The sequence below is a fragment of the Sulfidibacter corallicola genome (assembly GCF_017498545.1).
Lineage (GTDB): Bacteria > Acidobacteriota > Holophagae > Acanthopleuribacterales > Acanthopleuribacteraceae > Sulfidibacter > Sulfidibacter corallicola.
In genome coordinates this window covers 11,233,554-11,251,728 of the sequence record NZ_CP071793.1, presented here as the reverse complement: position 1 = coordinate 11,251,728, position 18,175 = coordinate 11,233,554, and the positions used below count along the sequence as shown (strand labels likewise).

The 18,175-nt window shown below is 60.3% G+C and carries 6 protein-coding genes; all 6 read right to left on the bottom strand.

Going from position 1 to position 18,175, the window contains the following annotated elements; translation table 11 throughout:
• Positions 1 to 48: 48 nt before the first annotated feature.
• On the bottom strand, positions 49 to 7,191 hold the full coding sequence (locus J3U87_RS33290) for a hypothetical protein (protein ID WP_237380247.1): 7,143 nt from the start codon (positions 7,189 to 7,191) through the stop codon (positions 49 to 51).
• A gap of 1,339 nt (positions 7,192 to 8,530) precedes the next feature.
• Positions 8,531 to 9,016, bottom strand: coding sequence for a GNAT family N-acetyltransferase (locus tag J3U87_RS33285; protein ID WP_237380245.1), 486 nt, complete (start codon positions 9,014 to 9,016; stop codon positions 8,531 to 8,533).
• 236 nt (positions 9,017 to 9,252) lie between these two features.
• Positions 9,253 to 9,819 carry a hypothetical protein gene (locus J3U87_RS33280; RefSeq protein WP_237380243.1) on the bottom strand — a complete coding sequence of 189 codons (567 nt, stop codon included), beginning with the start codon at positions 9,817 to 9,819 and terminating at the stop codon, positions 9,253 to 9,255.
• Entirely contained in the window at positions 9,816 to 10,316 is a 501-nt protein-coding gene (locus J3U87_RS33275; RefSeq protein WP_237380241.1) for a hypothetical protein, read from the bottom strand. The genes J3U87_RS33280 and J3U87_RS33275 overlap by 4 nt, the downstream gene beginning before the upstream one ends.
• Complete coding sequence (locus tag J3U87_RS33270) at positions 10,313 to 11,827, bottom strand: MotA/TolQ/ExbB proton channel family protein (RefSeq protein WP_237380239.1); 1,515 nt, start codon at positions 11,825 to 11,827, stop codon at positions 10,313 to 10,315. Before J3U87_RS33270 ends, J3U87_RS33275 begins: the two co-directional genes overlap by 4 nt.
• On the bottom strand, positions 11,824 to 18,129 hold the full coding sequence (locus tag J3U87_RS33265; protein ID WP_237380237.1) for a hypothetical protein: 6,306 nt from the start codon (positions 18,127 to 18,129) through the stop codon (positions 11,824 to 11,826). Before J3U87_RS33265 ends, J3U87_RS33270 begins: the two co-directional genes overlap by 4 nt.
• Positions 18,130 to 18,175 lie beyond the last annotated feature (46 nt).

The window sequence follows — 18,175 nt, the reverse complement described above, 5'->3', positions numbered from 1 at the left end:
TACGAATCGGGAATCCAAATCTGATGGGACATCGCGATGGACCCGGTCTCAGATAAAGGCATCTTCGTCCTCCTGATCCCAAGGCGGATCGAGCGGTAACGGTACGCGATAAAGCGTGGCCACCTGGCTGGTGATGTTCTGGTAGATGGGGCTGCCGTGACGCCGAACCTGAATCTCGGCCACCACCGGCTGGTTGGCCTCCTGGGGCCAGACCGCCGGGTTGGTGGTGTCGAAGATCACCAGGGTCCGGGTGCCGCCGTTGGCGTACAGGAAGCGCGCGACCATGTTGTCCGGGTGGTCCAGTTCGAGATCCGCGACCGTCTTCACCTTGACGACCTTGAAGTTGGGATCGCTGGCCACCAGTTGTCCGCTGACGACCGCGTCCTTGACGACCTCCAGCTTCGGTTCCTGCCGTTCCCGCCAGACCGGTTCCAGCGTTTCGATCAGCACTGCGTGGGGTCGGAAGCCGCTGCCGTGTGGTACCCAATACAGAACCAGCCGGTTGCGGGAGGGGGCGTCCAGAGCGTCTTCGCCGGCGTTCATCAACGCCTCCGTCAACGTCTCGTCCGCGACGGCTCCCGAGCCGCCGAGGCTGATGTTCGCTGTCAACTGGCGATGGTTCAGTTGGGTGGTAGCCACGTCTGCGGCCAGTTCGTCGAGATCGGCGTAACGCGAGGTGCGGAACCGCCTGCGGAAGAAGGGGACCTCCGCGTCTCCGGAGACCGGCTGGCCGGGTGGGACCTGGGCCGCGGCCGGAGGTGGTTCCAGCGCCATCGGCAGATTGGGATCGTCGGGCTCCGGCAGGATGTCGAAGGTGTAATCCATCAACGGCTTCAGTTCCGCCGCGATCTTCAGGTAGGTCTGGGTCGTGTCGGCGCCGTCGGTGGAAATACAGGGCAGGACCTCGGCCAGTTCGCCCAGAGTCTCGGCGTACGGCGAAGCGAATGCACCCTCCTGATCGCCCGAGAGCGGTGCGATGTCGTTGGGGCCACCGTCCGTGGCCAGCATCTCGATCGGTTGGTTGGCGAGGTCGAACAGTGGGGGCATCACCGACTTGCCGTCGGCACCCTTGACCACGTATTTCAGCTTGACGTTGTAGGCCTTGAACAGCGGCAGCGCGGTCTGGTCGTTAAACGCGATGACGATCGGGTCGCCGTAGAAATGCCAGGCCTCGTTGTGGAAGGGCGCAGTGCCCAAAACGTGTGAATCCAGGTGGTAGGGCGCCTTGTCCTGGGTTTTGAAGTGGAAGAACTTGCTAAAATCCTTTTCCTGCTGGTTGTCGTCGCCCAGGTAAGCCTTGTAGGCCACTTCCAGGGCGTACTCGCAGTTGGGTCGCAACAGCATCACGTCGTCGCCCTCTTCCAGGAACTCCGTCACCACCTTCTGCTTGTCGACCTGCTTGTCCGAGGTGAACTGGCTCTGCATCTCCTCTTCCAGGGTGTAGGTCTCCACGTCGCCCAGCAGCAGGGTGTAGGGCTGATTGAAGAAGGCCCGGTGGGGAAGAACGCGCAATTCCAGCGTCACGCACGCCTCTTTCGGTTCCAGTTCCACGAAGAGCTGTTCCAGTTGGATGTACTCCGGTTCGCCGTGGGAGAGGTACTGCTCGACGGGGATCACATCTTCGTCCCAGGGCAGCGTGGGTTCGGACCAGGTCGCGGGCAGATCGGAGAGGGTCAGGACGTGTTGGGCGACCTGGGTCAAGGGGATCGTGACGATCGGATTCTTTTGCGCATCCAGTTGGCGGATCTCGAACATGCCCTTGCGCCAGAAGCGGCTTGCGGCCAGGCGCAACCGTACCTGACGACAGGAGCCCGTATGAATGCGAATCCAAGTCCGGTCCAGCAGGCGATCGAGTTGTTCCTGGTAGTCCGATGGCGGCTCGAAGTCGATGCTGGTCGTTTTGTGCTTCAGGATTCGCGGAATGTGGAGGGCGCGGAAGCAGGGCGTTTCCACGTTTTCCTCGCCCAACACCATGGCCGGCGCCAGGAAGGGATCGCCCAGTTCTCGGGCGATGTCGATCAGCTTCTTCTCGTCGTCGCTGAACTCGGGTTCTTCGATGGTGATCTTCAAATTGGGACCGGATTCCCGCAGCGTTCCGGGCGGATCCGGCAGCGCTTTGCCGGTCAGGTGCCAACCGTGGCCGGAGGTCCCCAGCGGCACCTTACAGAAGGTCCAGAGCACGCGGGTCGGCTGGGCGACGATATCGCAGATGCGCGACCAGGTGCGGGTCACGTTGGTGGTCAATTCGGTGGATCGTTCCAGCGCGTAGGAGGCCGTGGTCGGGATTCGGGTGCCGAGGGCCAGGTCGATCTTGGCGTTGCCGTTTTCGTTGCCGCCGTCGTGGTCCAGGCGCCAGACCGAGGGGGGCGTCTCGTCGAAGACCGCCGGCTGCCAGGATTCGCCGGGTGGCTTGACGTGCAGTTCCAGCTTGGTGAGGCGGAAACGGTAGCGCTTCTCGCCGCGGATCACCAGGCCCGTCGCGTCGGACATGCCCGGTGCGATCTTGATCGCCTCGGTGAAAGTGGTCACCGGAGCGTCGTCGTGACTCCAGTTCTCGCTGGAAGCGCCCACCAGCGGTGAGGCCGTCATTTGAAGCACGGGGATGGCGTTGATGGGTACCTCGATCAATTGCCCGGTGAACGTGCCCAGTGCATTGCCCGCCAGCGCGTCACCCAGGCTGCCGTCGATGGGGCGATCGCCTTGGCCGGACGCGATCACCGGCGCGTAGCTCTGCAGGAAGGCGTTGGTAACCATGTCCGGCAGGTCCTCGACTGCGCCGGGGTCGCCCAGTGTCACCGAGACGCAGCCTTCGATCTCGAAGAAAAAGAAGTCTACCTTGCCGCAGACTTCGCCCTCGGCGTAGACCGGCGGCAGGCGCATGAACAGTTCGGCCGAGACTTCGATGCTGATGATCCACAGCACCAGTTCGCCGCGGAACATGAATAGGCCGGCCATGAAGAAGGGGGAAAAGGCCACGCCCACGTCGAAGCGAACCGAGACCTCCAGGTACAGGCCCCAGTCCTTGCTGCCGAAGATCAGCGACACCGCGACCCCGCCCGCGACCGACAGGCCGCCCAAGTCGTGGTCGTAACCCGCGGGCCAGTCCTGGATGCCGTTGCCGGCGATCATGAAGTAACCCGAGCCGCGCACGATCCCCAGGATCGTGGCCGAGGCCGGCGATAGGTGGGTCCCGATGTAGAGGTGCCAGTCGGAAGCGTCCTTCAAGTTGAAGAACAGCTCGACGGGGATGGTGATCCGCAGCAGCTCGTCGGCGCCGAAGTCGAGCAGGACACCGATGGTGATGCGGCCCAGGTTGAAATCCAGGTCCAGGATGCCCAACAGGCCCATGTTCAGTTCGGTCGTTTCGCTCATCTCGGGCAACATGTCGAGCAGGCGCATCTTGACGCAGATCAAAATGCGCGGTCCGGGCAGTTCCAGCATGAACATGCCCTGGAGATTGTCCAGATAGCCACCGTCCAGCGTGCCCAGAATGACGCCGATCCCAAAGCTCCAGCGGTCGGCTTCCGGCGCCCAAAGGTCCTGGCCGTTGCCGTCGACGATCTTGGTGGGATCGCCGTCGGCGCGGATCAGCCAGCCCAGTGCCGGGCCCACCGGATCCTGGGGTTGGGGCGCCTGCTCGATGCGCTTGAAGTGCATCGCGAACAGGCCGCTGAAACCGTAGATGCCCAGGCCGGTCGCGCCCAACACGATGGGCGAGGGGAATTGGACCGTCAACGTTGCCAGCACGGCGGTGAGATCGTCGAACCGCTCCACCCGAAGTGCCGCCGCGATGCGCACCTTGATCGGTACCAGGGTCACGTCCAGCGCGCCGGCGAAGCCGTTGTCGCCGATGTGCAGGTGTCCGCTGCCCTGGAGGGTGGCCGGCAGGTCGACCTTGACGCCTGCGGGCAGAATGGTCGGCACGCCGAGTGGGCTGATGGGCCATTTGACCTTGAAGCGATCGATGGTGATCACGCCCAGGTCCAGGTTGACCGCCAGTTCGAACTCGAGGGTGAGTGGGTTGTAGCGGGCGATGCGGGCCGCGGCCACGCGGATCAGGTCGCCCAGCGGACCGGGCGGGCTCAGCAGCGAGGGATCGCCCAAATCGATTTCGTAACCCTTCGAGGGATCGAAGATCGGCTGGAACACCGTTTCGTCGTTGGTGTCGATGGCGGTGTGCATGTTGAAGCCCACCGATTTGTAACGCACGCGAAGGGGCTTGGTGGTGGACACGATGCCCAGCAGGTCCAGGTGGAATTCGACCGCGTAGTCGAAGAGCAGGGCCAGGTCCGACTGCTGGGCGTTGCCTTGCTGGGGCACGTACTGGCGGGCCTTGAGTTCGCCGCCGTAGAGCAGGATACGCAGCACCTTGACCACGCCCAGCGCCCCGATCGCCGCGGGCACGCCCCAGCTCACCGCCATCGCGCCCCAATCGGCCGGGTCGTCGCTGCCGGAGGCGCCGGTGACCTCCGAAAGGATCGGGCCCAGGATCATCATGGACCCCAACGTGTTGTAGGTCGTGTTGGAACCGTCGACACTGCTGAGCGGCGGCACGATGCCGTCGGTATCACCCTGGGCGGCGTGCAGTTGCAGGTTCTCCGTCAAGAAGCGGGTGGCCGTGTCGAAACCCACCGAGAGCAGGAACTCCACCGCGCCGTCGTCCGGGTTCTGGCGAAGCGCCTGCATGTTGGGGTCGATCCCGTTGCGCATGGATCGCTCCATGGCCGTTTCGAAATTGACCTCACCCGAGACTTCCACCAGGGTGAGCACGTTGCGTTCGATGCGAATCCGCAGACTGACGCGACGGAAGAAGTCCGGCTTCTTCCGGGCCGGCGGGAAGGGCGGCGGAGGTGGTAGCACGGGAATCTGGGGGACCACGTCCTCGCCTCGGGTGAGCGTGCCGGTGATTTGGGCCGGGTTCACCTGAGCCGCGACCAGGCCTTCCAAGACCGCGACCCGGTCGTAGACATTGCGATAGCGCTCCTGGCCCTTGATGGAGCCAGGCGGATAGTCGCGGGGATCGGTCTCCACCTTGCCCGGGTCGTCACCGTGGATGATGTCGCCTTTCTGCGCTTTTTCTTGGCCGAAGACCACGTCTTTCAGCTCCAAGTCGCTGGCGGTTTCCGGATTCGCCACGCGGTTGTCGATGACCACCTCGGCCTCGCCGGGGCCGTATTCGCCGTTTTGAACCCGGGCATTGTAATCGTCGATGACCGCATAGGCCGTCTTCAGGCGCCGGATCGCCAGCCGCTTGTTGTAATCCACCACGTCCGCGTCATCGTGCCGTTCGTAGCTGGCGTAGGCCGTGACCTGGATGTGTTTCTCGTTGCCTGGCCCCACTTTGAGCCGGTGCTTGAGCCAGGCGTGCACGGCCTTGGTGCCGACCAGGGCGTCGCTGTCGCTCGGGTTTGCCGGACCGATGCCGCGGGCGGGCTCGGGCACTTCCGATTTCAGGTACTCCGGGTCCCGTTTATGGGGTGCGTGCTCGAAATTGGTGACGTAGTCCTGCTTGATCCCTTCCCACTCGGTGCCATGTGGCCGATCGTAGAGGAAGCGCAGATCGAAATACTCCGTCAAGTCCTGGGAGGATGCGGCCTGGTTCAGGTTCACCGTTACCTGGAAGTTGGCGTTCTTCGGTGTGGTGATGGTGAAGTCGTTGCCGGCCAGGGTCCGTGTTTCGGTGTTGTTGTTCGTGAGGTCCAGGACCTCGACCGTGCCGCCCTCGGTCAACGGGTTGTTCAACGAGGTGATGTGGAACATCTCCACGTAGCCGCGCGAGCCCACGTGGTCGACCCGGTGTACGGGATCGTTGGATGTCTGGGTCCAGACCGCGGTGGCTGGTCGGGTTGCGCCGGGAATGACCTGACTGCCGGGTTTGGTCAGCACCAGTTCGATTTTGCGGTAGACCGTCTGCGCGCCGTTGGGGTGATCGTCCGAAAGGCTGATCTCCAACAAGCCCGACGGAGGCAGGCCTGGCGGCAGTTGCATCCGCTGTAGGGTGGTGTTCCAGGAGCTGTTGAGGTCGATCGTGTTGCCGTCGGCGATGTATTTGAAATCCGGTGTGAACTCCGGAATCCCACCGGTGATGGAGAGCTGGACGTGGGCGTTGTCGGGCACGACCGCGTTGCCCGCCACCACCTGGGACTTGGTTTCCGAGGCCTGGCCGCTGGGGTACCCGATGGGCGTGGCGCCGTGGAAAAACAGCACGTCGAAGCGGAAATCCAGTTCGTTGCCCAGTAGGTGGACGAAGGCTTCCAGCGACACCTCGCCGTCGAACGAGATCAGCACGTCGTTGACGCCAATCGTGAAGGCGAAGTCCTTGCCTTCGTCGGCGTAATAGACCCGCACGTTTTCGATGTACAGCCCGGTCCAGGCCTCGTCGGTGCCGAAGTGGGCGAGGATTTCGGGCGGGGTCGCATCCTGGCTGAGGTCCAGAATCACTTGGCCGATGCCGAACCCGAAGCGGCCGCTTTCGTGAACCGCGATTTCCGGCTCCATGCGGATCAGTTCGCCCATGGCCGGGTCGGCGGGGCCGTCGAATCCCGCGTGGCCCCACGACTTCAGCCGGATGTCGGGAGGGCCCGTGCTCAAGTCGGGGCCCTGCTCGTATTCGATGATCATCTTGGGCAGGATGAAGCGCACTTTCTGGGCGGGATGGCTGTTGTCGGCGACCAGACGATGGTCTTCGAATTTCCCGGGCAGCCACGATTCGCCGAGCTCGAAGCTCAGGGTACTGACCATCAGCTCCAACCGGAAACCATGGCTATAGGCGTCGGTGGTGTTGGGAGCCGCGGCCGCCTGCCCACCCATGACCTGCATCAATTGGGTCAGGTTCACCGCGATGTCGGTGTCTTCGAGGCCGATGCCGCCCGCATTGGTGTTCAGCCAGGTCATCGCCGTCTGAAAATCGTTGGAGGCCGGGTTCCGCGGGACCGTCAGGCGAAAGGCCAGTTCTGAATCCTCGGCTTCGATCAGGGCGCCCCCGGGTGCGCGGTAACTCAACTTCGGCAAATTGCCCAGTTCGCCGCCGAAGGACATGGTCCCCGAGTAGACGATCGTAGTGTCGTCGAAGGCGGTGTGTAGCGTGTCGACGCCCAGCACCGACAGGTAGCGATCCACTTCTTCGATAAACGTAAAGCCGAGCAGAAATTGGGGAGTCAACAACTCGTAGATGCCGAGTCTGGTGGCCATGCGGAACCTCCCGCCAGATAATGGATCGATCACGCGGCCTCGAGCCCGCACGGCTCATGGGATTGCGTCTGCGAAGCAGGCACGTTACGAGCAATGCGGGTTGAAGAGGGGAAAGGCCTTCACCAGGTAGGTGGCTGTGATGCACATCGCGTTTTGGAAAAAGTTGTATGACGAGAAAAGTGTTGGTGCGCCCGAGAGAAAAGTCGCACAGGTAAGTACCTGGCGGTTCCCGAACCCAACCGATGGGGCGTACGTTCCCGACTGGTTCGAAGGGAGATGGGATGGTTGCGCGAGAGGCTGGTAGGGCAGGCACAGTGCTGCCGACGGTAAGGCCGAAGAAGGGCATTCAGCTCTTGCCTTGCGATCGCGATCTCTCGAAAGGTCGAGTTTTTAAGTGAGCAATGTAAATCAAAATTTTCTTATCTGAGCTTATAGCTTTTTGGGTTGATTTTTTCAAGTTCGAAAATTATCGAAAAACCGTGGGCCAACGTAGGAATCCGGCAGAGGACGAACCAGCACCGATCCAGAAACAGCGACGGATGGAAAGAGACCCTTGGAATCGCTAGGATCCCCAATGCCGTCAGGAGTAACTATCTCCCAACAAGGTTTGAGATAATTGGCTGGAGATAAATGTGTTGTGGGTGCCTGTCCCCAGTGTTGTGGGTGCCTGTCCCCAACGAGCGCGAATGTTGTTGGGGACAGGCACCAAGAGCCCGAAGCGATGCGAATGTTTGTCCTCAAAAGCCCGATAAAGGGCCCACCGCTTGTGAATGTTAGCTAATGTGCTTGGGATAAAAGTGTTGTGGGCGCCTGTCCCCAACAACACCCCCAACACCCAACAACACCCCCAACAACACCAATTCACAAGGGTATGCCGCTCGCGTGCCCCCTGAATTACGAAAGTCGGGCTAGTCCGTAAACGTGCCCATCCAGGTGAACGAACGTGACCAAACCTATCAATCCGTTTCGATGTGTTGGCTAATGTGCTTGGGATAAAGCTGTTGTGGGTGCCTGTCCCCAACCACCTTGGGATAAAGCTGTTGTGGGTGCCTGTCCCCAGCAAGATAAAGCTGGTGTGGGTGCCTGTCCCCAGCAACACTCCCCTGTCCCCAGCAACACTCCCGCCTGTCTCCAACAACCCCGCCCAACACCCAAAAAGCCGTGGCCCTAGTCCGTAAACGTGCCCATCCAAGTGAACGAACGTGGCCAAGCTTATCGATCCGTTTCGACGTGTTAACTAATAGGCTGGGGATAAAGCTGTTGTGGGTGCCTGTCCCCAACCAAGGCCCCAACCAAGGCCCTGAAATGGCGAGTCGCCACATGGGGATCTGATTCCATCTCAAACCGTGAATCGGAATAAAATATCGTGCTCGCTGGGCGTCTCCTCGGCGCGCGGGAGATCCGCCAGCACAGCGCGCCAAAAGGCGAGCGCGGGTTGGTTGTGCCTCAAGACCGCGAGCTCCCAACTTCCTGGCCGATCTTCCCAGATTGCTCGGGCTGCCTTGCATCCGATTCCCGTTCGCCGGGCTCGACGCAGCACAAAAAATTCGCAAATTTTGTAATCGATCGCTTCATGCTTGAATGGAAAATGGTGGTGGCCTACCATCGAGAAACCCACGAAGTGACCGTCGACCCGGATCAAGTCCACCAAAACGGGGTGGGCGGGGTTCGTCCAGTAGTCCAGATAATTCGGCTGCCAAACGCCGGAAGCGTCCAAGCGGTAATCGCCACCGTACTCGCTCAAATCATGGAGGTACAGCGGATAGGCCCCCCGCAACCAGGCTTCGTTTTCACGGTCCAATGACACGCGTTCAATGTGTCTCACGGATGAACTCCTACTGGGGTCGAGTGTGGGGAAACCCCGGATCGCCTGGGAAGGCAGTCACCATATTGTGTGGGTTTTTTCGATGAAGAACCAGAAGGCAACAAGCGAAAAGTCGAACGACGGATCGTGCGGTAATCTGGCGCTCCGACGTGCCCGGGAGGTCGATGCGGACCGAAGGGTTGAGAGGTGACTGTCGCACTGGGCGTTCAAGTCTGGAAAACGGGTGCCCCAGGTATTCAGTCGATGGTGATCGAGGCCAGTATCTGGATATTCTCTACCTTGTCCTCGAAGGTGAAGGCTGGGCCCGCTGTGCCGACATCCTCTCTTTTGCGCATTTCTCCGGATTCCATGACATTGCGGCTTTCTTTCAAAGTGGCCCAGCGAAAGGCCCTGAGTTTCAGCGATGTTTCGGCACTCCGCGTATCCCGCCAGCGCACCGCATAAGGTCGAAGGGTCCAATCTCCCTTCCTGGGTTCGGGAATCCGCAGGAAGAGCCACCGATGGTCGGGAGAACCCAAGTCTGTGGATGTCCACAACTGCGGTTTTCCCGCACTATCGTGCAGGTCCATGAAGGGCGAATTCTCGAACACATGGGCGAAAACTCCCGTAGGTGTTCTGATTTCGACACCCAGCTCTACGTTCCCCTCGGTTTGGAAGGCTGCAAACAGGAATCTATGTGGATCCATGGCACTTGGCGGATCTTTGATTAAAGAGAAAATAACCGCCAAGATCACCGTCGCGCCCAATGCGCACGACAACACATCCAGAAACGCCAAACCCAGGGTGCCCTTGCCGCGCTTCATGGCAACGCCTCCATCGACCAACCGCCATCCATGGTGAAGACGAATCGAAAGCCGGTTCCGCTCCTTTGAGCGACAGCCTTTCGGCCAGGCTGCAGTTCCTCGAGCTCCGCCCGAATTGTCTGGTCGTGATGAACCTCGAACGAACAGGAACCGGCGGTGCTGGGGTCGTCGATCCAGATCAGATATGCCCCCGATCGATGTTCCATTCGCCCGATGTGAAATTGGCCGGTTGCCGCTTCGGGTTGCCACGTACCGGCCTCGTCGGCCTTCAATTTCAGTTGCCACAAATGAGGCATTTTACGGGGATCGCTCTCCCCCTGGCCCACTGCCACACGCATTTCTGCCTCCGAGAGATCGGGGGCGGGCTGATTCCGACCCGGCCTGGGTATGCCCTGATGCTGAAAGGTGGAAAAAATGAGAAAGAGTAGGATCATCGCACCCAGGGCGCACGACAACATATCGAGAAAAGCCAGACCGATGCCCTCCTTCTGGTTCACGTGGTGCCTCCGTGCCCATTGATTTCCGCGAAGATGCCCGCGTGTTCCAGTTCATCTGGCAAATCCGTGAGGAATTTGGATTCCTTGGCCCGCAAGGCAAAAATGAGCGCTGTGAGCGGTAGACCGCAAATCAGGGCAACCAAGGTCGTATCGAACGCGACACCGAGCAATGAGGTGACTGCGCTGATGGCACCCGCCTGTTCCACTGCGTTGGTGGCGCGTACGACCTTGTCGGCATCTCCCAGTGCGGCCCCGATCCCCAGCACCGTGCCGATGAAACCCAATGAGGGCATACCCCAGACGATGTAGTCGATCAGCGTATATTCCGTTTTCTCGATGCGCTCTTCCAATTGGCGCAACCAGGCGTGCATTTTGAGCCGTTTGGCTTCGTCTTGTGCATGGGTTTTGTCGGCGAATTCGGCTCGCATTCGGCGCCACATTTGGAGGGCCAACAGGCCCCAGCCCTGTGTCCCTTCGGCGGTTTTCCGGTTGTTCCAATAACATTTCCACGTTTTTTCCTGATTGAGCAGATCAAGCCGCATGCGCAGCATGACCAGCCCGGCGAAAAACAAGGTCAGGGTCAGCAACTGAATGAAGCCAAAAACCATTTGCAATACCCGATAGAATGGCGTCATGAGGTCCGCCATGCGATCCAGGTGGGCTGACAACAGCTTCTCGAAGGCGGGACCCGATCCCTCTGCCATGGCGCCGTTGAGATAATGGTGCCAGTGGGCCTTTTGGGGCTTCGCCTCTTCCAGAAAGCTGCCCAAGCGCTTGAGAATGTCCCGGCCTCGGGGAGCGGGCAGGTCCCAAGCGAACAAGGGGACCTCGAATTGACGACGCACCAGTTTGTCGAGATACCTCGCTTCGCCGTCGTCCGCGAGGGCGCCTATTTGGGGCGCGCCTTGTCTTTCATCGCTTTTCAACACCCACATGGCGGCCACGAATCCGTCCAACGCGTTGGGGTTTTGGGTCAATGCGGCAAACATGGCATCCAGACCGGGATCCGGAGTGACCAGTTTGAGGTCGTTCGTATCGAAGCAATAGGTCGTACGGAACCGGGTGAACAGACGCGGATCCTTCGAGAGGCCTTTGGGGTCGGTGTTTGGCTGACCTTCGCGTTGGTTCAACACCTCGGCATATTTTTGCCAATAGGCTCGAAAATCACCGTCGTTGAGCCGTGCGCGTTGCCGGTGAAGCGCACCGAGGTCGTATCCCATTTCGCGTTCCAATAGAGCGGCACTCACGTTGTTCGCGTTGGAGGCCAAGTAGTAGGACGCCAGCTTGGCGATGCCAAGTCGGGTTCCCCAAAGGAACAGGCACGCCGTCAGGAACCCTGCGAGCAACGCCTTGCGGTTGGCGTAAGGAAACAGGCTCAATCGCGGCTCATCGTAGTTGAGATATGGGCCCATGGGCTGACGGGGAAACCAACGATTGACCGAGAACCATAGAAATAAGGACACGACGGCGAACCACAGGAACACCGCCGGCAACAGCATAAAGACGCTCATTTCTTCATCTCCTTCGCTCCCTGTACCAAGGGTCCCAGGGGATCTCCTCGAAAATCATGTGTGTCGTCCTGCCATCGACCGGAAAGTAGCAGGGCGCCATAGCCCGCAGTGGTCGGAATGTCGTGGGAAGCGCCCATGAGAGATTGGTGTCGGTAGGCCGACCAGTGTTGGTCCAGGTATGTTTTGTCAGCCCAGTGGAACCGCGGATATTCCCGTCCCAGGGTCAAGAATTCATCGCCGAATCCGAGCCATGCTTCGCCCCCGGAGCACGCGAGCCGCATGGGCATCTCTTCGACCGCTCGTCGGTAGCGAAAACCCAGGTGGAGGGGCGTCGCATGACGCGGCATTTCGGCCAGCATGTGTTCCAGTAGCGCGGTTTGCGGGGTGGATTGCTGACGGAACACCCGATCCCAGGTTTGATCTTCGGCGCGGTCGTGCCATCGCCAGGTTCCGCCTGTCAGGTTGCCCGTGTCGTGGAGTAGGAAGAGGTTGCCGGTATCGGCTCCAGCCGCACGTTCCAGCAACAGGCCCACCTCGTTTTTTTGGCTCAGCAGAAGCATCGCCGGGCCGGGCGGCACGGCGTCGATGTATGTCAACGGAACGTCGGTCAACCCGTCGAGAAAGGCGCAGTCTTGCCCGCCGAGGGTGAATGCTTCGAGGGCTTGATGTCCCAACAGCGCGAAGGAGACCAAGAGAAGGTCGCCGTCCGAACGGGGCACCAGCACATAGAATGCGGATTTGGTGAACACGAAGAAAAACGTGCCGCAGGATTTGAATTCCGGCAGTTGTCCTTGATGGTGGAAATAGCCGATATACCAGGCCAATTCGGCCTTCAGGTGCGGCCCCAGGTCGTTTCGATTTGCAAGCAGCCGATCGAAGTGCCTGGTAATGTTCCTGGTTCGGGCGTCCTGGGCACCCAGCGTGGCGCCGCGCAGCATCGCCAGGGTTTGATGGTTCCAGGTCAGGATGGCCAGGTGATGACCCTCGTGATCGCGGTGATTGACGATCTCCAGGGTGTCGTCCTCGGGCGCGTGGCTGTAGGGTTTGGCACCACAGGTCCAACCTGTTGGTTGCCAGCGGCCGCCGTTCCGGAAAAGTAGATGGAGGGTGCCGTGTTTGTCGCGAATCAGTCCGTACCGGTCTTGGACCTTGTAATACCCCCCGATGTCCGCGATCGCATCGCCACCGTGATGGCCGAGCGCGCCGAAAAGTGCCCCGGCCTGGCCGTTTCTGGGTTTTTTCACGGGAACATGGACGGTTCTGTAAAACCAACTCAACGGTTTGAAAATCCGTTTCTTGCGGGGTTCGCGGACCACTTTCCAGCCCGGGATCCAGGCCTGTGGGGTGTTGTGGTAGACCGGCTGTGCCTCTTCCGCGGACTTCGCACCGCCGGTTTCCTCGGTATCGGCTCCAGAACCCGATTTTCCGTCGTCCTCCTTGGCCTTGTCGGCGAGCTTGACCCTGGATGACGACAGGTCGATGCCCAAATCCAAGCGAATGTCCAGGAGGTCTCTCAGGAAGGCTTCGATGTCGAAATGCTTCAGCGACGGCACCACGATGTGTGCCTCGAGCGGATAACCCAAGACATTCGCTTGGGCACCGATGCTACATTCCCGTTCATTGACACCGATGACCCAGGTGATGCTCGGACCGAAGCGGTCGTCCGTGGTTTTCAGGGTGAAGCGAGGATTCTCGAAATCTTCGTCGTAGTCGACTTCGATCCGATTTCGGTCCAACCATGGCAGGCCGATGCCTGCCTCGACCTTGCCGCTACCGTCTTTTTGGAGTTTGAGCCGTGCGTCGGCCAACGTCACACCCAAAACGTCACCGGTCAACTTGGCGAATACCGTCGGCTCGCCCGCGGCCGGGGAATTCTTCAACAGGATCTCACCCTCGAGTTCCAGCAAATCCATCATCAGGTCGCTGTCCAACCGAATATGCGCCGTTTTTTCGTGAATGTTCAGGCGGACCTTGACGTTGGCCGCCCGGAAACGGAACAGGAACAAATCACCCGTGAAGGACCACTCGGGATCGTCCAGGCCAAAGGTTCCGGCCAAAGTGACCATGATTTTTTCACTGGTTTCGGCACCAGGCTCCAGGGAAAGCGACGCTTCCAGGTACATCTTGCGAGTTTTTGGGTCGAATCGGATGAACACATCGCCGAGCGACAGATCGTCGCCCAACTCTTCCGAATCCAACCAGCCGGGCATGTGCAAGGTAATCTGTTCCTCGAAATGGAGGCCCTTTTCGTCGAGGTAGAAACTCAAATCCAAGTGGGCGACCGCTCCTGGCAACTTGGCCTGGACGGTTGCTCGGAAATTCAATCGGAACCCCCCGTCCAAGCGGAATCCGGGGTCGGCCAAAGCTTCCGCCTGAATATCGAGGCCTTGAAGAATTGGATGATCCAAGATGGATCGGCTGGCTTTCCGATCGATGCGCCCGTCGAGCGCCACGGAGATCGAGCCGTCCGAACAGCTTTCGAGCACGATGTGCACTCGATACCCGGCGAGTTTCAGCACGCCGGCCAACCGTATGGCGGCCGGATCTTCGGGGCAGCCTTCCGGTTCTTCAGGGCGTATCGATTCGAAAGGACCGATGGTCGGCAGTTCGCGATTGCGTTCCAGCTCACGTTTCAGGGCCCGACGCAATGCCGTGCCGAGGGATCGGATGAGCACGCCCGGGTCCAGCGCCGCGGGACTCAAGGCCAGCCGGATCGAGAGCGGCATGCCCAGCGCAGGCTGGAGCCAGGTCAGATCGATCAGAAGGGTGTCGTCGACCGCCGTCACCTGGTCGATGGACAGGCCCGGTAACAATTGTGCCAACCGATCGATGACCATGTCGTCAAGGGTCGGAGCCGTGACCAAGTCCGACCATTGGGGGACCACCTGCGCCCTTCCCTGGTCGAGGTTCAAGCCAAGTCCACGGTGTACCTCGAAAGGACTGCCGAAGACCGTGCCCTCGGAATCTGCGGCGCGCAAGGTCAAACCCGTGGCCTCGGCGAAATGATAGGTGACCGGCAGGCTCGTGCCGAAAAGGGACACTTCGGTTGGAAGGCTCTGGCGATGCTGCTCGCTGAGTTCTGCCCAAGGTGTGCCGTTTTTCAGTTCGGCCAGTGCTGCGAGTGCGGGTGCCAGGTTGGGATCATTGAGCCCAGTCAGCCACGTCGGCAGGCGCGTTCTCAGGTCGTCGTGGATGCGTTGCCAAAGCTCCCGTTCTCGATCCCGGGCACAGGTCAACGAACCATTCAGCGTTGTGGGGCTTTCGGTCGCCAAATCCGTCAAAGGGAGCACCAAATCCCGTCCGTCGCAACGCATTGGGGTGCCGTCGTAGTTCAGGGACAGGGCCCTGATGTCGAGCCCACACGTAATGCGGGGTCGGCCGTGCTCCAGCAACAGGGCCTTCGCTTCGAAGGATTCCCCGGTTGGATGGGATTGAGCCAAACCACGCCACCGGTCTCGCAAACGCAGGTCCATTTGCCGGGCGGTCCGGCGCCATTCCGTGACGACGCCATGGATGGTGCGGCATCGGTCCAGGAAACCCGTCGGAAGGCCCCGAACTCCCTGCGCTTCCAGCGAACCGGTCCAAACCAACCCTGCACGCTGAGGCTCGCTCGCGGTCTCCAGATATGGCGCCAGCACGGTCGGTTGAAGCGTGACACCCAGGTTCAGATGCCCCCGATCGTCAATCCCCGGGATTCGCGTGCGGAGGTCGATCGCCTCTCGTGAGACCGGATCTACCAGCGCATGGCGTGCGCGGTCTTGGCTTTCTATCGCGCGAAGGGCCTGAACCGTCGACGCCCGCCATTGGTGCCACCACGTTTCCTGCACGCGAATCAGGCGGTCCGTGTAGAAGGCGGCGACCTCGACCATCGAGTCGGAATCGGGATTCGGAGATATCCTCGAGCGGAAGATCGGATATCCTGGCCCCGGGCGCATCGTCGACAATGCGACATAGACCCATCGCTCGGCCATGAGGTCCATCGCCACTAGATCGGAGTCTTCCCAATAACGATGATCTTTCTCGACATGACCCTTCATGGCCGATGGTTCGGTCACCATTGGCAGGAGTCGTTCTTCGAATTGTTCGCGGGTGATGCCCGTGTCTTCGTAACGAAGCAGCGCGGCCCGGTATTCGGGCGAAACTTTCGTGCGCTCGCCGATGGGACCCCAAAAGGAAATGGGCAGAGCGGTGCGTCTCAGGGTTGTGGGAGAAATCTCGGCAAGCACATCGGTGATGCGTTGAATGGCCTGGTCCCTTGCGCTCGCGTGGAGAGGTTCCTCGAAAATGCTCATGTGTTCCGATAATCGATCCACGAAGTCGGTGGCGCGTCGCGCCGCCGTGGCGCGGAGATCTCGCCTCGACTGCCGAGCGCGGTGATGATGCGTGCGGTATGATTGGCGCGCCGCCGATCCCTTTGCCGAGACCAAGACAATCGTTTTCACCTCGGTTTCGCTTACGGCGATTTCCAACTCTCGCAGCCGATCTCCTTCGAGCGCGAAGGTCCGACGTGCGATCAAAGGCAAGCCCCCGAGCAGGGTGGATTGACAGACTCGAACCTTGAAGGGTTCTTTTCCCCCGAGATAAACGATCGATTCAATGTTTGCCGCGCTCAGACCACCGATCTCGTGGCGAGGAGAGAATCTATCCATGCGCCCCGCGTCGAATGCCTGATTCAGTTCGGCCACCAATTCGGCCGAAAGCGTTTGGGTTTTGCGGGTCAAGGCCGTTTCCAGGTTACCCGCTTGATGGGTGAGGTTCACCTGGATCGTTCGGTGAATCTCCTGGCTGAGGGCGGGAAGTGCCATGGTCAAATCGAGCGAAAGTTGTTGGTCTTCCAGGTGAAGTTGGGCCGAAATCGCTTGCAGGTAACTGGGAACCCCAAGATTTTGAAGAAACCTGTTCAGGGTAGCCAGGTCCACGTCCAAATCACCCGTGCTTGGATCGAGAGGCGAGATCTCGTAGTGTGGTTGATTCGCCCGTCTTTCGACCCCGGTTTCAACCCCGAAAAGACGAATTCCCGTTGGTAGGTCCCTGAAGTACCGCTGGCTTTCGGTTTCCTTGGTAGGGCGGATGCGCTCGCGCCAAACCAGCCGCACATGGTTGTCTCGGAAGGGCTCCAGTCCGTTGGGCGCCGGCTGCAGGCGAACCCATTGCGGATCGACCAAGCCGCCGGCCGGCACTCGGTTGAAAAAGGAGGCGGGCACCAAATGAGCGGTGATGCCGGTGACCCCTTTGGAACCCATGATCGGGACCCTGCGTCGGGCTGTCGTCAGTTGATAGAGATCGTTCGCTTTCGAGGCGGGCCGGCCCAGGCGTGCGAAACTGGCGTGGACATCCGCGCTCGGTGTGAGCTTCGAGGCGCTCAATTGTTGAAACCGGCGATCGAACCCCGTGCGGATATCGGCCAGGATGGGATCGAGCTGCTTCGCCAGGTTCGCGATCGTGCCCAGGCGACGCCTGTCGGATTCGAGCGGTTGGATGAGATCTCGCACCTGTTGCCGAAGCATCAAATCCGCAAACAGCAGAGGCCGGCCCAGGATACGCCATGAATCGTTCAGGCACGCCAGGTTTTGGGTGAGGATCCGCTGGGCCCGGGACAGCAGGATTTGGCAAGATCCCAATGCCTGCTCGGCTGGGGTGTGTGCACCGAAATGCTTCCGGATCGATTGCTGATTTCTCTCGAAGCGTGCTTCCCTGGCTTGGAAAGCCGCCACCAATCGACGATGGGGTCGCTCGATGCCCAGCCAGGACACCGCATCGGGCGACAATTGGGCGAGGATGCGTGCGCGAGCCACTTGCCTTGTCGCGTTTTGGTCCTGCCGTTCGCCTTCCTCGATTACCTTCAGGAAAAACGCTTCCAACATGGCGTGACCGGGTTGTTCTTCGTCGATGGCCAGTGTTTCGAGAAGGCCAAAATCGTAGGGTACGACGAGTTTGCGAAAGAGCGCCAAGGCTTCCCTGCCCGCGGCGTCGGGGTAGAGATGTTCGAGGCGCCATTCGAGCCGAGCCTGGTTGGAATTCAAGTTAAGGTATTGGGCACGCAATCGCTTGTCGTCAATCTCCAGCGGCCCGCAGGCTCGGGCGAGAGACCGGGCCAATCGAACTTTGCGGGTCGCGTCCAAAGCGGGGGTAGGTGTTTGCCGCTCCGGTTCCAAGTGCTCCATTTGGCCATAGATCCGCGTGATTTCGCGGGCAAGGGCCGGAGATATTTCCTGGCGCGGCTTCGGTTCCCGAAGGGTCCACCAGCCGATGATGGCGCCCGAAACCAAAAGAGATAAACCCAGTATCGATTTCCCTTTCATGGCACACTCTCCGATCCAATGGGTTGAGATGGTTGGACTTAACTGC

Excerpts from the sequence above, each read along its gene's own strand:
- J3U87_RS33290 (WP_237380247.1), bottom strand. The coding sequence starts at position 7,191 with ATGGCCACCAGACTCGGCATCTACGAGTTGTTGACTCCCCAATTTCTG.
- J3U87_RS33280 (WP_237380243.1), bottom strand. The coding sequence starts at position 9,819 with ATGAAGCGCGGCAAGGGCACCCTGGGTTTGGCGTTTCTGGATGTGTTG.
- J3U87_RS33270 (WP_237380239.1), bottom strand. The coding sequence starts at position 11,827 with ATGAGCGTCTTTATGCTGTTGCCGGCGGTGTTCCTGTGGTTCGCCGTC.
- J3U87_RS33265 (WP_237380237.1), bottom strand. The coding sequence starts at position 18,129 with ATGAAAGGGAAATCGATACTGGGTTTATCTCTTTTGGTTTCGGGCGCC.